This window comes from Myxosarcina sp. GI1(2024) (genome assembly GCF_053543375.1).
On the sequence record NZ_JBKGTY010000008.1, the window covers coordinates 1 to 19868 of the forward strand.

Here is a 19868-nt window from a genome sequence, read left to right on the forward strand (position 1 = left end):
TATAAAGCTAGTTTGGGCTTTGTTTGGGCTTGATTTTTGTTTAAGTACCGTTATTTAATCTGGGTTTGAGCCAGCTTTATTCTTGTTTAATGTGGTCTCAAAAATGGCGTTATTTCGGGTCGAAGTGATTCTTATTTTGGGTCGCTACATCTATACTTCTCTCTCTAAAAAAGAGAACTATATGCCATCACCTATACAGTAGGGACTTCAGCTTTCAGTTATTTCATCAATTTGGGGCAAGATATGAGAAATAGTTAGCGGATAATATCTGCTAACTATTTCTCATATCTTGCCTTGATTTTGGGGTAGTCCTCGGTCCAACCGATTGTCGAAAAGGGGAAACTCTTTCTCGGAAATCGCCTTAGCATCTCGTACTTGTTCCAACAGTTTTTTAGGACGTTGTTCCATGGTGAATTATACAGAAAATTTCCGTATAACATTAAGGAATATACGGAGAAACTCTGCATATTACCCAAAAAAGGGTAATTACACGGAACAATTCCGTATAATAAATAGTTAGGTGGCGTGGCCAACATCGAGGGAAGCAGATGAGGAAGATACTACTAACGGGATTCGAGGCCTACGGGCATACACCTCATAACCCGGCGGAGTCGGTCGCGCGCATCCTTGATGGCAAAAATATCGGTGAATCAGAAGTTGTTTCACGCATCGTTCCGAACAATTTTTACGAATGTATCGAATTCGTTCAGAGTTCGATTGCAGAAATTGAGCCGGAAATAATAGTTATGATGGGCGAGTATGGAGGGCGGGCGACCATCACCGTGGAACGTATCACCCAGAATTTGAATGACTCTACCAGATATGGACTCGAAGACAATAACGGATGCGCACTACAGGGTCAGATGACGGTCCCCGATGGGCCCGCGGCATACTATTCAACATTGCCGATTCGGGCCATGGTAAAAGCCATGCGTGAGTCCGGCATTCCTGCCGATATCTCGGATACGCCGGCTACATTTTGCTGCAACCATTTGATGTATGGCGTTCTTCATCACATTCACACGAATGATCTGCCGATTCGTGCAGGATGGATTCATCTTCCCCATCTTCCACGAGTCGCCGCGCTACCGGAAAATCTCGGGGCTCCGAGTATGTCGGTAGAAACGTCTTCTTTTGGCGTCGAAATTGGACTACGCGCAATTATAGACAACCCTCAAGACATCGATGAGCCAATCTTGTCACGGTTGCAGATCTAGTCGGCTGGCAACAAGCGGCGGGCCACCTAACAAGGCGATCCGATAGTAACGGAACAGAAAACAACGCTGGACGTATAATTAGGATTATTTAACTCAATTTCTTGATGGTTTACGCAGAGGTCGCAATTTTGTTCTCTTTGATTCCGTCTCAATATCAAACTGATATTTCCCATAAGGATTGATATGTCTGTAGCGAGTGGGTGAGAGACGACTAATATCCTCATCGCTGATTTGATAACCTTCGCTTCGCAATTGCTTAATAGCAGCTTCCATATAAATGGTGTTCCAAGTTACCACCGCATTAGTGACCAGATTCAAGCAACTAGCTTGATTGCTCAGATCGTCCTCATATCGCTTTCTGATAGCACCTTGGTGAGCAAAGAAGAGAAATCGGCGTAAATCGTGCAATCTCTTCCCTTTATTAAGCTGATTGTTGATTTTTCGACGATAGGGCTGACTCATCAGATAGCGCAGGATAAAAATTGTTTTAATTATGCGTCCGTATTCAGCAAACGAACTAGCCAAATCGTTCTGTTGGGGAAAAGATTTTAACTTATTGAGAAACAACGAAGCCGTTACCCAGCCTAGCTTGAGAGAACCAGCCACCCGCAGCATATCATCCCATCGAGCCAAAATCTTGTCAGTTTTAATCGCGCCAGAGAGGAGAGATTCGATATGCTGATAGTGAGAGTCGCGTGAGGCGCGATATAGTCTTTGACCGCCCAAATCCTTGATTCGAGGTGAAAACTGTAAGCCCAGTAAATCAAACATAGCGAATACTAATTCTGTATATCCTGCCGTATCGGTAGTGTGTTCCATGATGGGCAATTCCGTTTCATTATCGAGAATCTCATCCAGAACATAAGTAGAGTCGCGCAGAGTAGAAATAGTTGGTTTGCTCCCATATTGAGAAAATTGGTCGCTTGTCCAACTGTAAAAACTCACCCCATGTCGGGGGATGGCAACGATTCGTGAATTTTACTCCCATATCTCCCTCAAAACTTTGTACGGAGTGAGTTTCATTAACTGGGAATTAGAGAAAATCCAAAATCAAGTGCTGGAGGTTTTCGATTCAAATCGAGACTATAGCTGCCAAAACGGTTGATATGCTTGGTAAGATAAAGACTTAACGCACCAAGAATTTCCTTTTCAATTGTATTTGGGGAAGAGCCGAGATACGTGTAAAATAGTGCAAGATAGGCTTTAAACCCTTGCTCTGCCTGAGTTATAGCTGATAGTATAAATTAACTATCGAGTCTAAAATATGATAACTAATCAGTCCAAAAACTCTCGAATCTAGAAGGATTTAGCTGGGTGTAGCGAACGGTATGCTGAATATTTCGATGTCCCAAATAATCCTGAATCGCTCTGGTATCCTGTCCATTGGTTGCCAGATAATAACCACAGGCATGGCGTAACTGATGGGAATGAACTCTACCTTCGATTCCTGCCAATTTTCCTGCCCTGGCAACAATATGACGAACCGAACGAGTAGACAGAGGTGCTTTTCTTTCAGAGACAAAGACATACTGTGTATCGGGATAATCTCTCTTCAATTGTCTCAAAGCTCTTAACTCAGGAGAACGAAGGGGATGTACGCTATGATGACCGTGTTTAACTCTTTGAACCTCTAGATAACCAGAAGTTAGATCTAGTCTCGACCATTTAAGAGCGACTAATTCTGCCGTCCGCAGACCGTGACGAAACATCAACAGAATCATTGCAGCATCTCTGACTCGATTCCTGCCGACACTTTTAGCAGCTTTCATCAAAGCTTTGACTTCTGATGGTCGCAAGTATTCTCTTTCTCCCTTTGAAGGCTGTTTGATAGGAGGGAAATTTTTAAACTTTGCCGAAAAAGAACCTGGAGCAGTTATTTGTAGCATAGGTTGTTACCTCATGCTGCGGTCTATGTCTTAATGATACTTTGCCGAGAATTAATATCTTTTAGGCAAAGTAATGTTTCGTAGCACGACCAAAGGTCAAACCAATGCTGTAATCTCAAGCAAGACCTGCTCAATTAAAGTTAGTCGAGTTTATCTGCGGAGGCGATCGATATTACCGTAATTAGTCGAACTGCTTATCCTCAGTTCAAGCGTTATCCATCTAACAAAGAACTACACGAACTTTACACCCCAACAGTTGAAGAAATAAAGTTTGTCACCAGTCGCACCAGAAGTAAAACGGGATTATTGGGTTTAATAGTGATGCTCAAATCCTTTCAAAGATTGGGCTATTTCACTCATCCAGAATTAGTCCCCCAGCCAATTATTATTCACCTCCGCACCTGTCTGAAACTAGATTACCAAGTCTCTTCAATTCCTTCCCTACGGTCAATTCGCTACTATCAAGAGGCTATTAGAGAATACCTGAACATCAGTCCTTACAATAATCGGGGTCAAGAATTAGCAGCGATCGCTATTAGAGATGCAGCTTTTGTTAGAGATCATCCCGCAGATTTAATTAATGTAGCCATTGAAGAGTTGGTCAGACAACGTTACGAATTACCAGCCTTCAGCACTTTAGACCGTTTAGCCTGTCTGTCATATTCGCTCGATTGTAAATACCCGTTTATTCAAGCGAGTAGCTAGCAAATTATCCCCCACTGACAGGCAGAACATAGACAACTTGCTAGTTCCCAATACTGTTAATAATACTAATGCTAATCTCCTCAAATCTCCTCCTAAAAGTCACAAACTCAAGTACATCAAAGAACTACAGAATAAGTTCGATACCATGATGCTGGTGGGCGATGCCCAAAAATTACTCTCATTTATTCCAGCTACTAAAGTCAAATCTTTTGCTGCATTAGCCAGAACTCTAGATATTTCTGAATTTAACGATTTTAGGCTGCCCAAACGCCGAACTTTACTGTTGTGCTTGCTCTATCAGGCTCAAGTGAAAACTCGCGACCACATGGTAGAGATGTTTCTCAAACGGATTAAGAAAATCCACAACAATGCCAAAACTAAGTTGGAGTATTTAAGAGAGAAATATCTCAATCAAACCCAGACCATGTTGGAAATGTTTGGCGAGATTCTAACTTTCTCCGATAAATCCCCAAGCTATACTCAATTAGGAAAGCAGGTACAGGGTTTATTAGACAGCAATGGCGGAACTCCTTTACTGCTAGAACAATACTCAGAAATTGCCTCGGTCAATACCAAAGACCATTTCCCCTTACTCTGGTCATTTTATTCTCCCTATCGTAAGGCATTATTTGACTTGGTAAAGTCCTTAGAAGTTTGCTCTACTTCCAACGAACAGTCAGTCATCGAAGCAGTACGGTTTGTTCTAGATAACCAACACAAAAGAAGTAAATTCCTGAAAGCCAATCTGGACTTAAGTTTTATCAGCGACCAATGGCTAAAGCTCGTAATTGTAGAAATTAACGGTGAAGAATTATTGGTACGCCGTCAGTTAGAGATTTGTATTTTTTCCTATTTAGCTCAAGAACTCAAGACGGGAGATGCTTGCGTTATAGGTTCGGAGAACTATGCTGATTTTCGTCAACAGCTATTACCCTGGTCGGAATGCAAGCCGAAATTAGCCGAATACTGCTTTTCTTTGGGCATTCCCAATACCCCAGAAGAATTTGTCTCCCAACTACAGAATCAACTTACCACAGTAGCTCGCGAAGTAGATCTTATTTGCTCTAAGGGCGACCAAATAACTATTAACTCTGAAGGAATTCCCGTTCTCAAAAGAATTACCGCTCAAGATAAACCCGACGGTGCAGAAGCCTTGTTTAACGCCATTCGCGAACGATTACCAAAAAAGCAGCAGCCGATGGAAGCAAATTTGAAATCTATGAAAATAACCTGATGAGCGAGTGTCACATTCGCTATGGGGGTTACGGCGGAATTGCTTACCATCACGTTTCCGATACTTACATTGCCCTGTTTACTCACTTCATTGCCTGTGGTGTTTGGGAGGCAGTTTATATCCTCGATGGGTTGCTGAAAAACACTTCTGATATTCAACCCGACACTCTCCACGCAGATACCCAAGGACAATCTTCTACCGTTTTTGCCCTTTCTCACCTATTAGGGATCAAATTAATGCCCAGGATTCGTAATTGGCAGGATTTGGATTTTCTCCGTCCCCATAAAGATGAGGTTTACGACTGACGGGGTGACAACCCTGTGAGAAGTCAGACAGTGTAGGGAACAGAGACAACCTATGGTAAAAAAGATTCGGTCAGTTATTGAGAATCCGACCGAACCCTAAAAAATGTTAAACCAATTGTACCGCAATCATCTTTCACGTTATCTGAGTGATGACCAACTAATTACTTTGGAAGTGCTGGTATACCTTATCCAGACCTACAAACAAGTAAAGATAGAAAGACTAGCTGCATACTTCCCTTTACCAATTAAATATGAGAGCCGTCGTCGCCGAATCCAAAGGTTTTTGAAGTCCTCAGCTTTATCAGTTTCGTTAGTCTGGTTTCCCATAGTCAAAGAAGTAGTTCAAAAGAAATTCTTGCCAGACCAGACAATTTATCTAGTCTTAGATAGAACTCAATGGCAAGATAAAAATCTGTTCATGGTTGGAGTAGTGATGGCGAAAAGAGCTTTGCCTATATACTGGCAGTTTCTAGAGAAGAAAGGAGCCAGTAACTTCGCTCAACAAAAAGCCATATTACGTCCAGTATTGAAGCTGTTTAAACAACACCAAATCGTTATTTTAGGAGACAGAGAATTCCAGAGTGTTGAACTAGCTAAGTGGCTGACCCAGCAGCAGGTCTACTTTGTGCTTCGACAGAGAAAGAGTACGAAGATAATGGTAACTCAATTAGGTTTTACTCCCTTAAAAGACCTAGACGTTAATCCAGGAGACCAACGGTTTTATCAAGAAACTAAAGTCACTCAACTGCATCAAGTTTCGGGGATTTATTTAGGGGTCTATTGGCGACGTATTTACCGAGGCATGGGGGCAAAGGAACCCTGGTATCTGCTGACAAATTTACCCAATTTACCTGAAGCTGTCAAAGCCTATAAAAAGCGCGTAGGGATTGAGGCGATGTTTAAAGATTGCAAGTCAGGTGGCTACAATCTCGAGGGGTCGCAAGCTCAGATTGAACGCCTTACTCGTCTAGTTTTGCTCATCGCCATTGCTTACACTCACTCGGTGTTCAAAGGACATACTCTTAGCCTTCGAGGTCAGTCTAAATACATCGGTCGCCATCGAAAAATTAAACAATCTTTGACTCGCAACAGCTACTTTTGGCTTGGTTTATATGGTAGTAGCTGGCTGGTTTCATTTACCTTGATGAAGGAATGGATAAACAAATTGATGTGGCTCAATCTCAATAAGCTGCCTTTTTACCAGAGGGGTCTACGAGCTATGTTTATTATCCAGCAATCTTTCTAGCTCCCTTGTCACCCCTTCAGGGTTTACGATTATATCGAGCCTTTATTTAATGAAGTAGCTGAATGGAAGTTAATTCAAACTCACTGGCAAGATTTAATGCGGGTAGTACTGTCGATTAAAGCGGGAAAACTTTTACCCTCAACTGTTTTAAGGAAGTTGGGTAGTTATAGTCGTAAGAATAGGTTGTATCAAGCTTTTCGGGCTTTAGGCAAAGTAATACGTACCATGTATCTTCTGCGATTTATTTCCGATCGCGCTTTGCGTCGAGAAGTTACTGCCTGTACTAACGGTACTTAAACAAAAATCAAGCCCAAACAAAGCCCAAACTAGCTTTATAAGCTACGAATACGTCGCGATTTTGGTTCAACCATTGGACAAAACGATAAGATATACCTGTACGAAAAGCTTCTAATGCTTCAGGAAATGTCTCCAAAGGTTTGTTCGCCCAACGTCTTCTTAAACCTCCAGTAAGCTTATGCCAAAGGATAAAAGTATAGGCACAAAAAACTAGAATAAAATGTCTTTCCAAACTCTTCTTATCTCTAACTTGATACTCTTTTAATCCTAACCATCCCTTGGCTTCTCGATAGAAAACTTCTATCCAGTTTCTCTGAGCATAAGTTTGAACTATCCATTGCTCGGTTACTATTTCTCCCTCAACATTTGTGAGTAAGTAGTCAATATCTTCAGCATCTTCAAAGATTGGTGCACTCATGACGATAGCTATTTTTCTGATTCCTTCTAGCCTTGATATTTCTGCTTCTATTATTGCTACCCAGACGGTTCTAGGTTTTTCACCCTGGATTTGAATCTCCTTAAATTCCTCATCAGATAACCATTGAGCATATTCATCTACTCTGATTTTTTCTAATTGATTTGATGGAGTTTTAACCAAAATATTACGATTTTTAGCGATTCCTCCTATATACTTTAATTTCTTTTTTTCCAGTTCGAGTAAAACAGTTGTGTTGTTACCATAGGACGAATCTATTAATACTAGTCCTGGTCGATATCCCCTCTTCAAACTTTTATCGATTAATTCTAAGGCTAAGGTGGGTTTTTTCTTGAATTCTCTGTCTTTCTTTCCTTCGGGCAACGAATTACCATGTTGATATAGTTCTATGTCTAAAGGTAAGCTTTTTTGGCCATCATATAGATGAGTTGTTACTACAACATTGCCATTATCTGTTTTCCCAATTTCCCCAATATATTGACGACCTACTGCTGCGGTAAAGTTACCACTTTTTCTATGCCCAGAGTCATCAACAATTAGACTAAATCCCTTACTGATTCTCGTTTGATTACACTTGTTCATCACTTCTAAGCGACGTTCATTTATCTTGTTCGCTGACCAAGTTGCTTCAGTTAAGAAATGGTGTAATTTGTGGTATGTGACCTCTACTGCGTCTTTAGCCATTTGAGATACATTTTTTCGCTCACTTTCCCCTAATAATCCTCCTAAATAATGTCTGAATTCCCTTTTTTGCGCTTTAGTTCTCAGTAAATCATCAAACTTTTGACACCATCTCATCTATCGAAACAGGGAGGCATGGCTGCGGGAGTAGTTTCTTTCATAAAGTAAGTGCGATCGGGCTTTAGAATAATGTTAAAGTTAATCAGCAAAGGTATTCTATCTTATTTTGTCTGTTTAAATTGTTTAATTACCGCTAATATCGTTGAGAGCTATCATCATTTTTTAGATTGGCTGTTCTTTGGCAAAGACGGCATAATTACAGACAATGACCCCGTAGAACAAGAGAAGCGATTGAAGTATCTAGATTTGGTGGCTAGTGCGGTAATTCTCCAGAATACAGTAGATATGACTGGGGTAATTCATTCTTTGAGTGCAGAGGGATTCAAGATTAATCGGCGAATGTTGGCAACCATGAGTCCTTATATCAACCGCAATCTCAAGCGGTACGGGGATTACGTGGTGGATTTGAAGAACATTCCCCAACCATTTGAGGGGGCAATTAACCTGCCAGCTAGTATTTTTGAAACTTAAGCAAAGTAAGGGTTCAAGGGCTATCTTGCACTATTTTACACGTATCTCGGCTCTTCCCCAATAACAGCTATCAGCCTGTGGCGCAAACGGTCTTTGGGATATACGCTTGCAGGAGCATTGCTGACACACTTTATGCTTCTCACATTGGCGATTCTATCAATGGTAGTGTTTATGGTGCGAGCAGGTCAGCCAGTAGTTATCCCACAGGTGGTGATTTACGGAGTCTTGTTTGCCGTCAGTATCGGAATGGCGATTGCGTATCTGAAGAACCTGAAGTCGTCGCCCGGTCCGATGCAATAGACTTTCACAAGGAGTACACAATGCACATTATTCTCGCCTTAATCATGTTCGGTCATAGCTTCGCTCATCTGCCAGGCGTATGGCAACAATTCTTAAATTAAAAGGAGGGACGATTCGGAACTTTTAAGCGGTAACTAATGATGAACAGTCTGTAACATTAGCTATCAGCCGATCTATACTCAAGATAGAGATCGGGATAATGTCCTGGTTTTGCCTCCGTCCCACCACTTCAATAAGGAGGAATGTATGAATAGCGATCGCAGCGTTTTCAAGCCCAACATCATTGGCATCGTGGGTAGCTATCGTAGACACGGTACCATTGATACTGCTGTGAGTGAAATCCTGGAAGCAGCGGCCCAAAAAGGAGCTCACACAGAGAAAGTCTACCTGCAAGATCGGCACATTGAGTTTTGTACGAACTGTCGTCACTGTTTGCAAACGCCAGGTCGGGGTGAGTGTCTGCTCAATGATGATATGACATCCTTGCTAGATCGCATTGAAGCAGCAGATGCTTTAGTGCTGGGGGCACCTGTGAATTTTGGCGACATCAATGCGCTGACTCGGAAATTTTTGGAACGCACCGTCTGCTACAGCTATTGGCCTTGGAATTCTCCTACCCCCATTCGCAGCACTGCTAAGCCCAAGAAAAAAGCTGTTCTGGTCACTTCCAGCGCTGCGCCCAGATTTATTGCTCGATGGCTCATGGTGCCTATCAAAACCCTAAAGGAACTGGCCAGTATGCTAGGTGCAAAACCTATCGGTACTCTGTGGATTGGAATGGTTGACCCTAAAGACAGTAAATTATCAACGAGAAACCTCCAACGAGCTCAGCAGCTAGGGGCAGATCTAGCGAAGCTGTCATAGAGTGCAATCTAGCTCAAAATCCTTTCTCTGTAGGGATTTCAAATCCAGTGATGACAGCGCTCGCCAAGTCGTATTCATCCTCGCCAAATCCTTTTCCCATTTTTGTTTCTTAGCTCATCTCTTGTTTTAGTTTATCCTCAAGCTCTTACCAGACAATCGATCGTGTTTTTTTGTAATGTTTTAGTCGAGATACTCAAAGGCTCAAAGGTTCTGTCTACAAAAGGTTTAGGGGGGATATGGGAGTAAAATTCACGAATCGTTGCCATTCCCCTACCAGTGTAAGAAATGTGGTCGTATTTTCCAATTCAGATATTCTCAGCGAGGCTACTCTGATGATGTCAAACAAATTTGCTTGAAAATGTATCTCAATGGTCTATGATTTCGGGCGATTGAGAGAATTATAGGCATTCATATTTGTGGTAATCTAACTTCAAAAGTACTTCCCCGACCTACCTGACTGCGGACGCAAATATCCCCACGATAGCGTTTGGCAATATCATAAGCGATCGCTAACCCTAATCCCAGACCTCCTTGTTGGCGCGAGCGCGCTTTATCCGCCCGCCAAAATCGTTCGAATACATGGAGAAGATCTTCTGAAGCAATCCCAATTCCGGTATCCGTTATAGTAACGATGGCGTGTTTTCCTGTTTGAGATAGGGCAACTATAACCCTTCCGCCCCTGGGGGTGTATTGAATGCCGTTTTGTAGCAGATTGGAAAATAGCTGTACCAGTAGAGCATTGTCCCCCCGCACAGTCACTGCGGCTAGGTGGCTGTAAGTTAACTGTAACCCGCATTCATCGGCAATCCTCTCCATAGCATCAACCAGGTCTTGCAGTAGTTCGTGCAAAGGGATGAGCTGCTGCGCCTTCACTGCTGGTCGATCTAGTCGGGCCAATTGTAGCAGTGCTTCGGTTAGGTTCCGTAACTGTTTGGCAGCACTGTCCATATTGGTCAAACTGGTCCGGTCCGGAGTTATTATTGGCTCAGTCCGCTCGAGCATGACGTCAAGCCCTGCTTGAATAACAGCCAGAGGACTGCGCATTTCGTGAGAGGCGTCAGCGGTAAACTGACGCAACCGCTGATAACTTTGCCGAAAAGGCTTAATGGCCAAACGAGATAGCCAGATGCCAGCGGGCACAATTATACAGAGTCCCAAGACGCTGCGAACGAGTAATCCCCAGCGTAACTGTCTCAATGGGCGTTCGATGATGCGTAGAGATTCGCTGGCACGCACTATTCCAGCCAGATTTCCAGCTTCGTACACCGGCAGCGTCACCACCTGGAGTTGTTGCTGGCGATCGCGCCGAATTGCGACGCCTTCAGAGAGTTCATTCCTGTCCGGTAGGGAAAGATTGGGAAAGACTCGTCCTTCTCGCACCAGGAGTTCTCCATCAGCATCAAACCATTCCAAACTCTGACTGTGCTGTTCTATAGTATGCCAATGCTCGGCATTCGCTTCAGGGGAAAAAAATTTAGAGCGCTGTCTTGCGAGGTCTAGACTGGGGGCTGCCGCTTCAGCCAGCACTTTGAGTTCTTCTTGGTGCTGTTGGTACAAGCTGCGCGAGACAAAGGTATAAAGGGCGATCGCGCTCAGACTAAAGATCCCCAATGTCACGCCAATGTAAAACAGTAGCAGTTTCCGATAGAGGCGTCGAGCCTGTTGGCGGGCTTCGGGAGGCAGAGTAGAAAACGTCATGATTCTGATAGTGCCTTGAGACGATATCCCAATCCGTAGACGGTTTCTAGGGTATCAGCTGGAGCACCTAAACGAACTAACTTCTGCCGCAGTCGTTTGAGTAAGGTTTTGACCGCATCTTCATTGGGAATATCTTCAAAAGTCCAGAGACGCTCGATGATGGCGCTGCGACTAAATACCTGGCGGGGATTCCGTAAAAATAACTCGAGCAGCCCAAATTCTTTGGGAGTGAGTTTGACTGGCTGACCCCGATAGGAAACATCACAGCTGGCAGGATCTAATTGCAGGTGTTCCCACTGCAGGATGGGAGGAGCCGAACTGCCTCGTCGCAGCAAAGCTCGCACCCGAGCCATCAGTTCGGGAAAATCAAAAGGTTTTACGATGTAATCGTCAGCCCCGATATCGAGACCGAGCACTTTGTCCTCGCTGGTATCGCAGGCTGTTAACATTAATACTGGAGTCTGGTTCCCATGATTGCGTAGCTGGCGACAGAGCTGAATGCCGTCTAGTTTTGATAGTCGCACATCCAGCACCACCAAATCGTAAGGACTACATTCGAGCATCTCCGAACCCATGACGCCATCAGTTGCTGTTTCCACTACATAGCGTTGCGCTTTCAAAGCTTTCACAAGGATGTCAGAAAGCTGTTCGTCGTCTTCCACAACCAGAATTTTCATCCCAGTTTTAGCTAGTATCAAAAATTTTTTCTATTTTGATTCTATCAGATAGAAAGCAAAGCTCACTTGCTAAAGCAAGTGAGAGTCGCGCGACGCGAGCGGTCTACTCAAAACTTTTAAAATGTTCCGAGTTTGTCATTTTGTCTCTTTATTATTAGCAGTATCAACAGAGCGGAGAGAACAACCGCTTCCAAAACAAACAGTTAAATTACAGAGGTTACAATAATGACAATTCAATTAGAAACAAGCACCAAAAAGCAAAATTTTAGTGTTACTCGTGAAGTTTTAGCTTTTGGTTATCCTGATGCTTTAGAGGGAAAAATCTTAGAGTTAGTACGCTACACTATTCCATCAGGAGTTGTACTCTCACCCCACAGCCATCCAGGATTGCAAATAGAACAAATTGAACTCGGGGTACTAACCTATACAGTCATTGAGGGAACAGCTAAAGTCATACGAGCTAATAAACACACTCAATCCCTGCAAGCTGGACAGACAACTTATCTTTATAGTGGCGATTCTTTAACCGAACCAGCTGGGATGGTACATTCGGCTAGAAATGAAACTAATAGTCCGATTATTCTCTATTCAAGTTCTCTATTTGAGATCAATCAGCCTAAAGCAATGGCTGCAACAATATTGTCAACATGACGATTAAAGTCAGTAAAGGAGTCACCTCCTCTACTGCTCTTCAGAACGGGACGTGACACTTTAGCGTCATACCGCTCCTCAATAAAGTTGCCATCGTATGGACTGGCATCGCCCTTAACTTTCACATACCTAATAGTTTTTGTATCAGGGTGCGATCGTAAATATATCGGTTTTAAACCTTGTATTTTGGTAGCGAAGACCCAATTTCTATCACCTATTTTGTGTAAGTATTTGTTAACTACCCATTTTCTTCCCTTATTTCGGTGACGTTTTATTCCCCATTTAAGGCGGAAATAGAAGGTTCGTGCGACGAAGTGCAGCCTCAAAAAAAATGTATTTTTTTATACCATTTTTCGGTATAAATAATAAGAAATACAAATCAATTACTTTGCCTAGTTTGTTTCCTTTTAGGCAATGTTTTAAAAACAAAATACGTAGTTACAATGGTTTGATAGAAAAGTTTTGATATATCCCAACCTCCGTTTTAGGCAATGTTTTTTGCTATTGATGCGTTTTAAAAAAACATTTATGTAACTTATATTTTAGCGATAGCTTACTTTTGAAAAATCAATCGCTGTATTGATTGCACAGCGAGAGTTTCAGCGACAGACTGCACTTTGTCGCACGAACCTTTTATTACCGCCGTTTGGTAGAAAACTCTACGTGAGCTATGTGAATTCAGTTTTTAAGTCCGTAAGTATCTTTTCCTATCTTTAATTACGCGAATGATGAGAATATCTTTATTGTTTTTGTTAATGATGCCAGTGCCATAGTCAGAGTAAAGCGATCGCTTTGAAGTACCATTAGGCTATAACGAAGGCGTAGAGGGAGTTATTAGTGTTAGTAGTGGTTCAGAGCTAACTTTAGATATTTACGACAGTAACGAATAAAGCTTCGCCGACCTAGCAGCGATAACTGCTTATTGGTCTTGGAAATATTAAATGCAAGCCCAACTGAGTCTTGGGAGCAAGGTAACTTTGCCTATAATTTTTTTCGTCTGGGTGATGATAAAGTTAACGTTCAAACTGGTTGCTTTCTCAAGGCAACAAATCTTATTACCAATCAGGTACGAGCGATACAGATACCATCGTCAATCTCTACTGGACGTGAAGCATTAGATTGGGCTACATCTGTATAAGGAACGATCTATTCAATATTTATAAAAACTAACCCTAATATGTAGCTTGAAGGCGAGAAAGAAGATAATCTCCAGCAGTAATGGGAGGATAGAGAGGAGGACGTTCGGCACTCTGACAGGTTTCTAAGCACCTAATTTCAGTATCGTGGTTGGGATGACAAAAAAAAGCGATGGAATATCGAGATTGCTTGGCTTTAAGTTCTTGAGGAATTCTGACACGGTGTTTGGTAGAGCAAAATACATGATTCGTCCAACGTTGCATCAGATCGCCTGTATTGACCAGTACAGTTTCGGGAATAAAGGGTGCTTCGATCCATTCACCACGAGCGTTACACACTTCTAAACCCCCGACGGCATCTTGAAATAGGAGAGTAAAACTACCGTAATCCGAATGTTCCCCTGCTCTTAGCTGCTCTGGTGAGGGGGTCTGTTCGATGGGTGGGTAGTGGAGCAGTCTTAGGGTGTTGTCGTATCGGTCGTGCTTGTGGACGAAGAAAGATTCGGGAAGATTGAGTGCGATCGCCATCGCTTCGCAAAGGTTCATGGCAGCAGCATTACAGGCAGAAAAGAAATCTAACATTGTTTGCCGAAACTTTTCGTTTCCTTCGAGCCATCTATCTAATTCCAAACCAATGTTGTATGCTTCTTTTAAATCTCCTGGTTTGCTATCGTCTAGGCGTTCTCGTCCCACTCCAACATAACCGCGATTGCTAAATTCATCCGACCATGCCAACTTATTCTTTTCAGCTAAAGTCAGGTTGAAAAACTTCCGCGATCGCTCGAACGTTTCGGCAACCAAATCTGAATCAATGCCTGGATGCTTAAGGTACATGAATCCTATCTCATGGCAAGCACGGTAAATTTCTGCTGCGAGCGCATATCTTGTTGATGAATTACCTTCTTTAAAAGGAGCAAAATCTATGATAGGAATTTTTTCGGACACGGTTTGATTAACGCAACTATAATTTACTTCTATATTCATTAGGGTACATTTTCTACTGAACGAGAAGCATTAAAATAAACTATTATCAGTAAATGATTTTTCCTCCCGAAGTCCAAGAGTTTCTAGAAAAATACGATCGCCTGCTCTTAGAAGAACGGGGAATCATTAAACTAAAATCTGCTGACTTCTATCAAAGTTTAGACTACACAGACCTCTTTTCCATGATTTAAACTTTTCAAAATGAGCTCAGAAAATTTAGTTTTCGTTCAACTAGCGCAGCAGGACGATTAGATCTGCATTGTCGAACTGGCGATCGCACTCTCTACTTCCGTCTCCGAAGTCCGACAAAGACTGCACGATTTAGGCGACCGCGTCGAACATAACGACAACGACGAATTCCCCCTTTCTCACCGATAACTTTAGTTAACCGAACAGTATTGATATTTGGTTGGAACTTGGGGAGCTGATGCTAAGTTTAAAATTTCTTGAAGTTTATTCATCTAACTCAGAGCTGGCATCTACACCGTAATTTAACTGTGGTATTTGGGTAAAGAGTAAAGGTCAAAGGGAAAAGGGTTGAAAATTGATTTTCAAGTCTCAATAATTAAGTTTTTATGTACTGGTGCAAGAGCTGAGTATAAACTTAGTGATTTAGTAAAATTCTTGAAAATTTAGATTTGAGACGAATTTATGCCTAATTCCAATCCTCAATTAGAAAATATTATCACCGACAAAAGTGAATTATTTCATCAACAACAACCCAGACTCATCATATCTGAAGGATTATTATATCCTGCAACAGAAGGTGGAAAAATCCAAACTTGTTTGGCTCGATTGGGAATTTTACTTGGATTTAAAATCGAACCAATCAATCGTCAATGGATTTTACTTGACACAACCAATCAACCCAGCGAGCTAAAAGAAATGAAAGCAATCCTCTCTAAAGGATTAGCTATCTCATCACAAGAAGGTAGCAAAATCCAAACTTGTTTAGCTCAAATAGGCAATTTACTCGGATTTAAAATCGAGAGAAAAGGTGCCAATAGAAAATGGAAATTTACTGACGCGAGTGATTGGCTTAAAGCTAGAGGTGCGATGTAGATAGACAGAACCATAATTTGTGCCTAGATAAGCTTATCGAATTTTGCTGAAAATAGCGCTCGGCTCTGCCGCTGCCGGATGAAAGGTGAACAGCGTCAGCCTCATTTTGCCATCAATCGTGACCTCGATCTCATCATCTAATATTGGTCTTGGCATGAGTCGAGTTTTGTATTGTAATTAGCTGTTTGATTTCTAGATTATTGGTATTGTTATGTAGATAATGCAATAATACACCGCTAAAAAGTCGATCTTTCTTGCTCCTCAGTAATGCAGTAATGCTCAGGGTGTAAAGAACTAGACGAGATTTTAGAAAAAAAAGCTTCTCTATAATTAATTTGTGCAATCTCTTGCAGAATTTCAAATCTCTTAAGCTGTGACCTGAGATTAACATAGAAAGATTGTTTTTTATAACTTAAAAAGTTTAGGTTATTAAGGGCTTAACTTCAATAACATTAAGCTCTTTTTTTTAGACTCTTGTCTCTTTCTTTTATTTGACGAATCGTCGCAAAAATCTCGATTGTTGGATAAAGTTTAGCTTCAAATTTAGAAAGGTAAAAATGCTATCTACTTGTTGCTAATTTTCATTAGCAGCATTTGAGTTGTCAACCTTTAAGAGCGATCCGAGGAAAGTTTTTCATGACTACTTCAAAAGCATCAAGCCCTAGCTTCTTAAGAGATGCCTTTACATCTTATGCCAAATATAATGCTCCAAAACAACAGGAACTCCAACAGTATGCTTTACAATGGCTGCAAAACCAGATTGAATCAGAACTCGATGATGGAAAGGCAGTCATGGAGCAGTTTACTGGTAAATGGCGTAAGGGATGGCAGCCAGGAATAAATTCTCAAGAATCACCGATTGAATTAAAAAATTTACCTCATTCTTATAAAGGTTCAAATTCCATCGATTCCCATCAAGAGGATGCTCTGATTTTTATTCACGAAGCAATTCCTCAAGATTTAAAAGATGGCTTTGCTAAACTTTGGAATATCAAGGAAAAATTACAGGTTAGTAATGCTGATGGTGCGCTCTTCATGGTTAATGAAGAGGAAATAGCTGTTTTACAAGAACAAGATCCTGAAGGAAATGGCATCGCTTGGTATCAAGTAGAAGAAAACCAAACTTATTATTTACTATCTGCTGAAGCCAAAGGCGATCGCTATTTAGTGGTGTTGAGTGAACCAATCAGTCCCCAAAACAAGGATACCTGGTTTGTGGCTCAAGCAGATGTTGACATCTCCAAAGTTTAATTGCTCAGATCCCAATAGTGTTTGTTTAACAATTATTGTTTGAGAGTGGGGAGGTAATAAACTTCGTTGTCGCTCGCTCACGTTCTATCCTGAATGAATGTCATTGAACTTAAATTTATTAGACCAACAAGGTAACAAGCAATAGAAAACTAAAAAGAGATAAACTTGTTTGGATAAAAATAGGCGAAATTAACGGTTTCATTGTTTTTACTCCTTAATAAGTTTGAATTTGGGTGATTAATCTTTAGATAGCGATTGAGTTTACGCCAAGCATGAGCGATCGCATCACAATTAAAAGCCCAGTCACAATTACCGGCGACTGGGCTTGATTAAACTATATGACTATAATTCGTTATCCTTGGAAAACTAAGCAGAAGCTTCTTCACCGAGATTGACTTTGACTACTTTATTTTTTTCTTCTTCTGATTTAGGTAAAGTCAAATTGAGGATACCGTCTTTGTATTCAGCAGTAACGTTAGTGTTTTGAATTTTGGTAGGTAGAGGAATTACTCTTTGGAATTTACCGTAACGAAATTCAGAACGAGTTTTTTCTTTGATTTCGGATTTACGTTCGCCAGAAATTGCTACTCGATCTGCCATTACTTGAACATCTAAATCTTTAGCTTCCATGCCAGGAACTTCTAGTTTTAGATGTAAAGCATCGTCAGTTTCAGTTAGTTCTGCGGCAGGTACTTTAGCTAGATTATCAAAACCATCCCAATTGTTGGGAACTAAAGCATCATCGAATAAGCGGTTTAGTTGACGTTGTAAAGAATTCATTTCTTGCCAAGGATTGTAACGTACTAATGCCATGTTTGTGACTCCTTTGTTTACTACTTAATAGATGATTAACTTAGAGTTTCTGTATATTTGTTGCTTGCTTCAATTATTATCTTAGTAAGTCAACAAACTAGAGGTAAGTGGTGGTTATAACCCATAGATAGTGAGGTTTTTATCCCGAACCCAAGCAGACGATTTTGGTAGGGGAAACTATACTTAATTGAGTTCGGTTTGGCAGACTAAAAAGATATTTTGACGATGAGCTTTTGACCCTGAAAACACAGAATAAAGGAAGCTCGTGATGTAGCAGTAAGCCAAATTGAAGTCATCGGTACACCCGAATTGAATTCGGCTGCCTGCGATGACTGCCTTCCGCAGTGGTCATTGGCTATCGATAAATAAGTTTTTCCGACTAACAAAATTGAACCTCTTTCGATTGCTAAGAAAATATTACTTCTCGGTCATTTTCTTCTTCATACTCGTCTTCGTAGTACCTGACTGCAATCCCTTCTAAAATTGAATAAGTCGAGCATTAAGCTTATTGGCTAGACCCAACGCGCCCCAACGCATTATCTCATCGTGATTCCAAGCTAATAATGGCTTCAGAATAAAAGCGAGAAAACTCATGGCTTTTTGGGTAGTCTTGACATCCCAATTGTATTTAACCGTCACTATTCCTTCTTCTTCAGTAAAAGTCCATTTTCCTCTGCCTTCCAAATCTCCAGATGCTACCAACTCAATTGATTTAAGATTGTCTACCGCAATAGTTTTAGAGGTCATGGATAGTTTATAAGGTAATACTCCTTTCCAAGTTTGTTCGGTGAGGAAATTAATTCCATCGGAATCTCCTCGATCTAAAACTTTAATACTGACTACTGCTTTCCACCAAGAGGGCAAGCTTTCGATGTCGCAAATAACGTCCCACACTGCTGTCAAAGGTGCTTCTATTTTCCAGACGGTAACAAAATTATATTCGTTGACTGACATGACTGATTTGCTATTTATCTTGAATTTATTATTTTTCTAACCATAGGTTCTGTTGACGTAAAGAGGCAAAGATGAGAAAGTACCTGAAGTTGCTGATTTTAGTCAAAAAATTCTTCATGAAATCTCGTGTTAAGTTGGACGATTCTGCTTGGCAGCAAATTTTCGTTGTTCTGAGCCACCAACAAGACATCCGTATCAAAGACCCCAAAGCTTGTCGTCGTTTTCTGAATGCGGTTCTCTGGATTACTCGCACAGGTGCTCAATGGCGTGAATTACCCAAACGTTTTGGCAACTGGAACAGCCTCTACAAACGATATCGGCGTTGGTGTCAGAAGGGAGTTTGGCATCGTCTCTTGCAAGAAATGTCCCACTCTGCTGACTTAGAAAGTTTAATTCCCGATAGCACCATGATTCGTGCTCATCCCTGTGCAGCAGGAGCAAAAGGGGGTCAGAAAAACACTCTTTAGGAGGTTCTTGTGGCGGATTTAGTACCAAGTTACATGCTGTGGTAGATGCGTTGGGCAATCCGCTGCGGTTGCTTCTGACTCCAGGGCAAACCGCCGATATCAGTCAAGGAGAGGCATTGGTGGCTGGTTATCGAGCTCAACAGGTAATTGCCGATAAAGGCTATGATTGTGATGCTTTTGTGGTCTTGATTGAGGAAACTGGTGCTCAAGGCGTGATTCCGCCTCGTTCTGGTCGCCTCAACCCTAGAGATTACGATTCACATCTGTACAAGGAGCGACATCTAGTTGAGTGCTTTTTTAACAAACTTAAATACTATCGTCGCGTTTTCAGCCGTTTTGACAAAACTGACGAATGTTATTTGGGATTTGCCGAATTTGCTTCGGCTTTAATTTGGTTGCGTTAATTGTGTCAA

General features: G+C 41.5%; 20 protein-coding genes and 3 pseudogenes. 14 read left to right on the top strand and 9 right to left on the bottom strand.

Annotated features, from left to right (window positions below):
• Positions 1 to 282: 282 nt before the first annotated feature.
• Complete coding sequence (locus ACLFKQ_RS22855) at positions 283 to 408, bottom strand: hypothetical protein (protein WP_449002024.1); 126 nt, start codon at positions 406 to 408, stop codon at positions 283 to 285.
• A gap of 140 nt (positions 409 to 548) precedes the next feature.
• Here ACLFKQ_RS22855 and pcp point away from each other — a divergent pair, with 140 nt between their 5' ends.
• A complete protein-coding gene (gene pcp / locus ACLFKQ_RS22860; RefSeq protein ID WP_449002025.1) occupies positions 549 to 1217 on the top strand; it encodes a pyroglutamyl-peptidase I in 669 nt (222 codons plus the stop codon).
• Between the two features lie 93 nt (positions 1218 to 1310).
• Here pcp and ACLFKQ_RS22865 read toward each other — a convergent pair whose 3' ends face one another.
• Both ACLFKQ_RS22865 and ACLFKQ_RS22870 read right to left on the bottom strand, forming a co-directional pair.
• Positions 1311 to 2162, bottom strand: a complete 852-nt coding sequence (locus ACLFKQ_RS22865) for a Tn3 family transposase (RefSeq protein ID WP_449002026.1) — start codon at positions 2160 to 2162, stop codon at positions 1311 to 1313.
• Between the two features lie 326 nt (positions 2163 to 2488).
• A complete protein-coding gene (locus ACLFKQ_RS22870) occupies positions 2489 to 3103 on the bottom strand; it encodes a tyrosine-type recombinase/integrase (RefSeq protein ID WP_449002027.1) in 615 nt (204 codons plus the stop codon).
• Between the two features lie 180 nt (positions 3104 to 3283).
• On the opposite strand from ACLFKQ_RS22870, the gene ACLFKQ_RS22875 reads away from it, so the two are divergent.
• From ACLFKQ_RS22875 to ACLFKQ_RS22895, 5 genes and pseudogenes are all read left to right on the top strand, one after another.
• Positions 3284 to 3808 (top strand): DUF4158 domain-containing protein, encoded by a 525-nt coding sequence (locus ACLFKQ_RS22875; protein ID WP_449002241.1) that lies wholly within the window; start codon positions 3284 to 3286, stop codon positions 3806 to 3808.
• Positions 3809 to 3845: 37 nt separating this feature from the next.
• On the top strand, positions 3846 to 5042 hold the full coding sequence (locus tag ACLFKQ_RS22880) for a hypothetical protein (RefSeq protein WP_449002028.1): 1197 nt from the start codon (positions 3846 to 3848) through the stop codon (positions 5040 to 5042).
• Positions 4991 to 5344: pseudogene (locus tag ACLFKQ_RS22885) on the top strand (Tn3 family transposase); the annotation flags it as partial. The gene ACLFKQ_RS22880 and the pseudogene ACLFKQ_RS22885, both read left to right, overlap by 52 nt.
• Positions 5345 to 5450: 106 nt before the next feature.
• Positions 5451 to 6593, top strand: a complete 1143-nt coding sequence (locus ACLFKQ_RS22890; protein WP_448998311.1) for an IS4 family transposase — start codon at positions 5451 to 5453, stop codon at positions 6591 to 6593.
• Between the two features lie 24 nt (positions 6594 to 6617).
• Positions 6618 to 6881: pseudogene (locus ACLFKQ_RS22895) on the top strand (Tn3 family transposase); the annotation flags it as partial.
• 16 nt (positions 6882 to 6897) lie between these two features.
• Here ACLFKQ_RS22895 and ACLFKQ_RS22900 read toward each other — a convergent pair.
• Positions 6898 to 8168 (bottom strand): annotated as a pseudogene (locus tag ACLFKQ_RS22900) (IS701 family transposase).
• 28 nt (positions 8169 to 8196) lie between these two features.
• On the opposite strand from ACLFKQ_RS22900, the gene ACLFKQ_RS22905 reads away from it, so the two are divergent.
• Entirely contained in the window at positions 8197 to 8598 is a 402-nt protein-coding gene (locus ACLFKQ_RS22905) for a Tn3 family transposase (RefSeq protein ID WP_449002029.1), read from the top strand.
• A gap of 510 nt (positions 8599 to 9108) precedes the next feature.
• On the top strand, positions 9109 to 9762 hold the full coding sequence (locus ACLFKQ_RS22910; RefSeq protein ID WP_449002030.1) for a flavodoxin family protein: 654 nt from the start codon (positions 9109 to 9111) through the stop codon (positions 9760 to 9762).
• Positions 9763 to 10170: 408 nt separating this feature from the next.
• On the opposite strand, the gene ACLFKQ_RS22915 is transcribed toward ACLFKQ_RS22910, so the two are convergent.
• Positions 10171 to 11460, bottom strand: coding sequence for a sensor histidine kinase (locus ACLFKQ_RS22915; protein ID WP_449002031.1), 1290 nt, complete (start codon positions 11458 to 11460; stop codon positions 10171 to 10173).
• The gene (locus ACLFKQ_RS22920) at positions 11457 to 12137 is read right to left on the bottom strand and encodes a response regulator transcription factor (RefSeq protein WP_449002032.1); all 681 of its coding nucleotides are present in this window, start codon (positions 12135 to 12137) and stop codon (positions 11457 to 11459) included. The genes ACLFKQ_RS22915 and ACLFKQ_RS22920 overlap by 4 nt, the downstream gene beginning before the upstream one ends.
• A gap of 225 nt (positions 12138 to 12362) precedes the next feature.
• Between ACLFKQ_RS22920 and ACLFKQ_RS22925 the strand changes: the two genes are divergently transcribed.
• Both ACLFKQ_RS22925 and ACLFKQ_RS22930 read left to right on the top strand, forming a co-directional pair.
• Positions 12363 to 12788, top strand: coding sequence for a cupin domain-containing protein (locus tag ACLFKQ_RS22925; protein ID WP_449002033.1), 426 nt, complete (start codon positions 12363 to 12365; stop codon positions 12786 to 12788).
• A 928-nt stretch (positions 12789 to 13716) separates the two neighbouring features.
• Positions 13717 to 13926, top strand: a complete 210-nt coding sequence (locus ACLFKQ_RS22930; RefSeq protein ID WP_449002034.1) for a hypothetical protein — start codon at positions 13717 to 13719, stop codon at positions 13924 to 13926.
• 34 nt (positions 13927 to 13960) lie between these two features.
• On the opposite strand, the gene ACLFKQ_RS22935 is transcribed toward ACLFKQ_RS22930, so the two are convergent.
• Positions 13961 to 14908: an isopenicillin N synthase family dioxygenase gene (locus ACLFKQ_RS22935; protein WP_449002035.1), complete on the bottom strand. Its 948-nt coding sequence runs from the start codon at positions 14906 to 14908 to the stop codon at positions 13961 to 13963.
• 53 nt (positions 14909 to 14961) lie between these two features.
• Here ACLFKQ_RS22935 and ACLFKQ_RS22940 point away from each other — a divergent pair, with 53 nt between their 5' ends.
• The 3 genes from ACLFKQ_RS22940 (at position 14962) to ACLFKQ_RS22950 (ending at position 17221) form a co-directional block, all read left to right on the top strand.
• Entirely contained in the window at positions 14962 to 15099 is a 138-nt protein-coding gene (locus ACLFKQ_RS22940; protein ID WP_449002036.1) for a hypothetical protein, read from the top strand.
• 460 nt (positions 15100 to 15559) lie between these two features.
• Positions 15560 to 15970, top strand: coding sequence for a hypothetical protein (locus ACLFKQ_RS22945; protein ID WP_449002037.1), 411 nt, complete (start codon positions 15560 to 15562; stop codon positions 15968 to 15970).
• 636 nt (positions 15971 to 16606) lie between these two features.
• A complete protein-coding gene (locus ACLFKQ_RS22950; protein ID WP_449002038.1) occupies positions 16607 to 17221 on the top strand; it encodes a hypothetical protein in 615 nt (204 codons plus the stop codon).
• A gap of 366 nt (positions 17222 to 17587) precedes the next feature.
• On the opposite strand, the gene ACLFKQ_RS22955 is transcribed toward ACLFKQ_RS22950, so the two are convergent.
• Positions 17588 to 18034 carry an Hsp20/alpha crystallin family protein gene (locus ACLFKQ_RS22955; RefSeq protein WP_449002039.1) on the bottom strand — a complete coding sequence of 149 codons (447 nt, stop codon included), beginning with the start codon at positions 18032 to 18034 and terminating at the stop codon, positions 17588 to 17590.
• Positions 18035 to 18511: 477 nt separating this feature from the next.
• Entirely contained in the window at positions 18512 to 18988 is a 477-nt protein-coding gene (locus tag ACLFKQ_RS22960) for an SRPBCC family protein (RefSeq protein WP_449002040.1), read from the bottom strand.
• Positions 18989 to 19104: 116 nt separating this feature from the next.
• Here ACLFKQ_RS22960 and ACLFKQ_RS22965 point away from each other — a divergent pair.
• A protein-coding gene (locus ACLFKQ_RS22965; RefSeq protein ID WP_448998612.1) for an IS5 family transposase occupies positions 19105 to 19859 on the top strand; the annotation gives its coding sequence in 2 pieces (ribosomal slippage) (positions 19105 to 19425 and positions 19428 to 19859; 753 coding nt in all).
• Positions 19860 to 19868 lie beyond the last annotated feature (9 nt).

Excerpts from the sequence above, each read along its gene's own strand:
- ACLFKQ_RS22890 (WP_448998311.1), top strand. The coding sequence starts at position 5,451 with ATGTTAAACCAATTGTACCGCAATCATCTTTCACGTTATCTGAGTGAT.
- ACLFKQ_RS22920 (WP_449002032.1), bottom strand. The coding sequence starts at position 12,137 with ATGAAAATTCTGGTTGTGGAAGACGACGAACAGCTTTCTGACATCCTT.
- ACLFKQ_RS22935 (WP_449002035.1), bottom strand. The coding sequence starts at position 14,908 with ATGAATATAGAAGTAAATTATAGTTGCGTTAATCAAACCGTGTCCGAA.
- ACLFKQ_RS22940 (WP_449002036.1), top strand. The coding sequence starts at position 14,962 with ATGATTTTTCCTCCCGAAGTCCAAGAGTTTCTAGAAAAATACGATCGC.
- ACLFKQ_RS22915 (WP_449002031.1), bottom strand. The coding sequence starts at position 11,460 with ATGACGTTTTCTACTCTGCCTCCCGAAGCCCGCCAACAGGCTCGACGC.
- ACLFKQ_RS22945 (WP_449002037.1), top strand. The coding sequence starts at position 15,560 with ATGCCTAATTCCAATCCTCAATTAGAAAATATTATCACCGACAAAAGT.
- ACLFKQ_RS22955 (WP_449002039.1), bottom strand. The coding sequence starts at position 18,034 with ATGGCATTAGTACGTTACAATCCTTGGCAAGAAATGAATTCTTTACAA.
- ACLFKQ_RS22960 (WP_449002040.1), bottom strand. The coding sequence starts at position 18,988 with ATGTCAGTCAACGAATATAATTTTGTTACCGTCTGGAAAATAGAAGCA.
- ACLFKQ_RS22905 (WP_449002029.1), top strand. The coding sequence starts at position 8,197 with ATGTTAAAGTTAATCAGCAAAGGTATTCTATCTTATTTTGTCTGTTTA.
- ACLFKQ_RS22925 (WP_449002033.1), top strand. The coding sequence starts at position 12,363 with ATGACAATTCAATTAGAAACAAGCACCAAAAAGCAAAATTTTAGTGTT.
- ACLFKQ_RS22870 (WP_449002027.1), bottom strand. The coding sequence starts at position 3,103 with ATGCTACAAATAACTGCTCCAGGTTCTTTTTCGGCAAAGTTTAAAAAT.
- pcp (WP_449002025.1), top strand. The coding sequence starts at position 549 with ATGAGGAAGATACTACTAACGGGATTCGAGGCCTACGGGCATACACCT.
- ACLFKQ_RS22950 (WP_449002038.1), top strand. The coding sequence starts at position 16,607 with ATGACTACTTCAAAAGCATCAAGCCCTAGCTTCTTAAGAGATGCCTTT.
- ACLFKQ_RS22855 (WP_449002024.1), bottom strand. The coding sequence starts at position 408 with ATGGAACAACGTCCTAAAAAACTGTTGGAACAAGTACGAGATGCTAAG.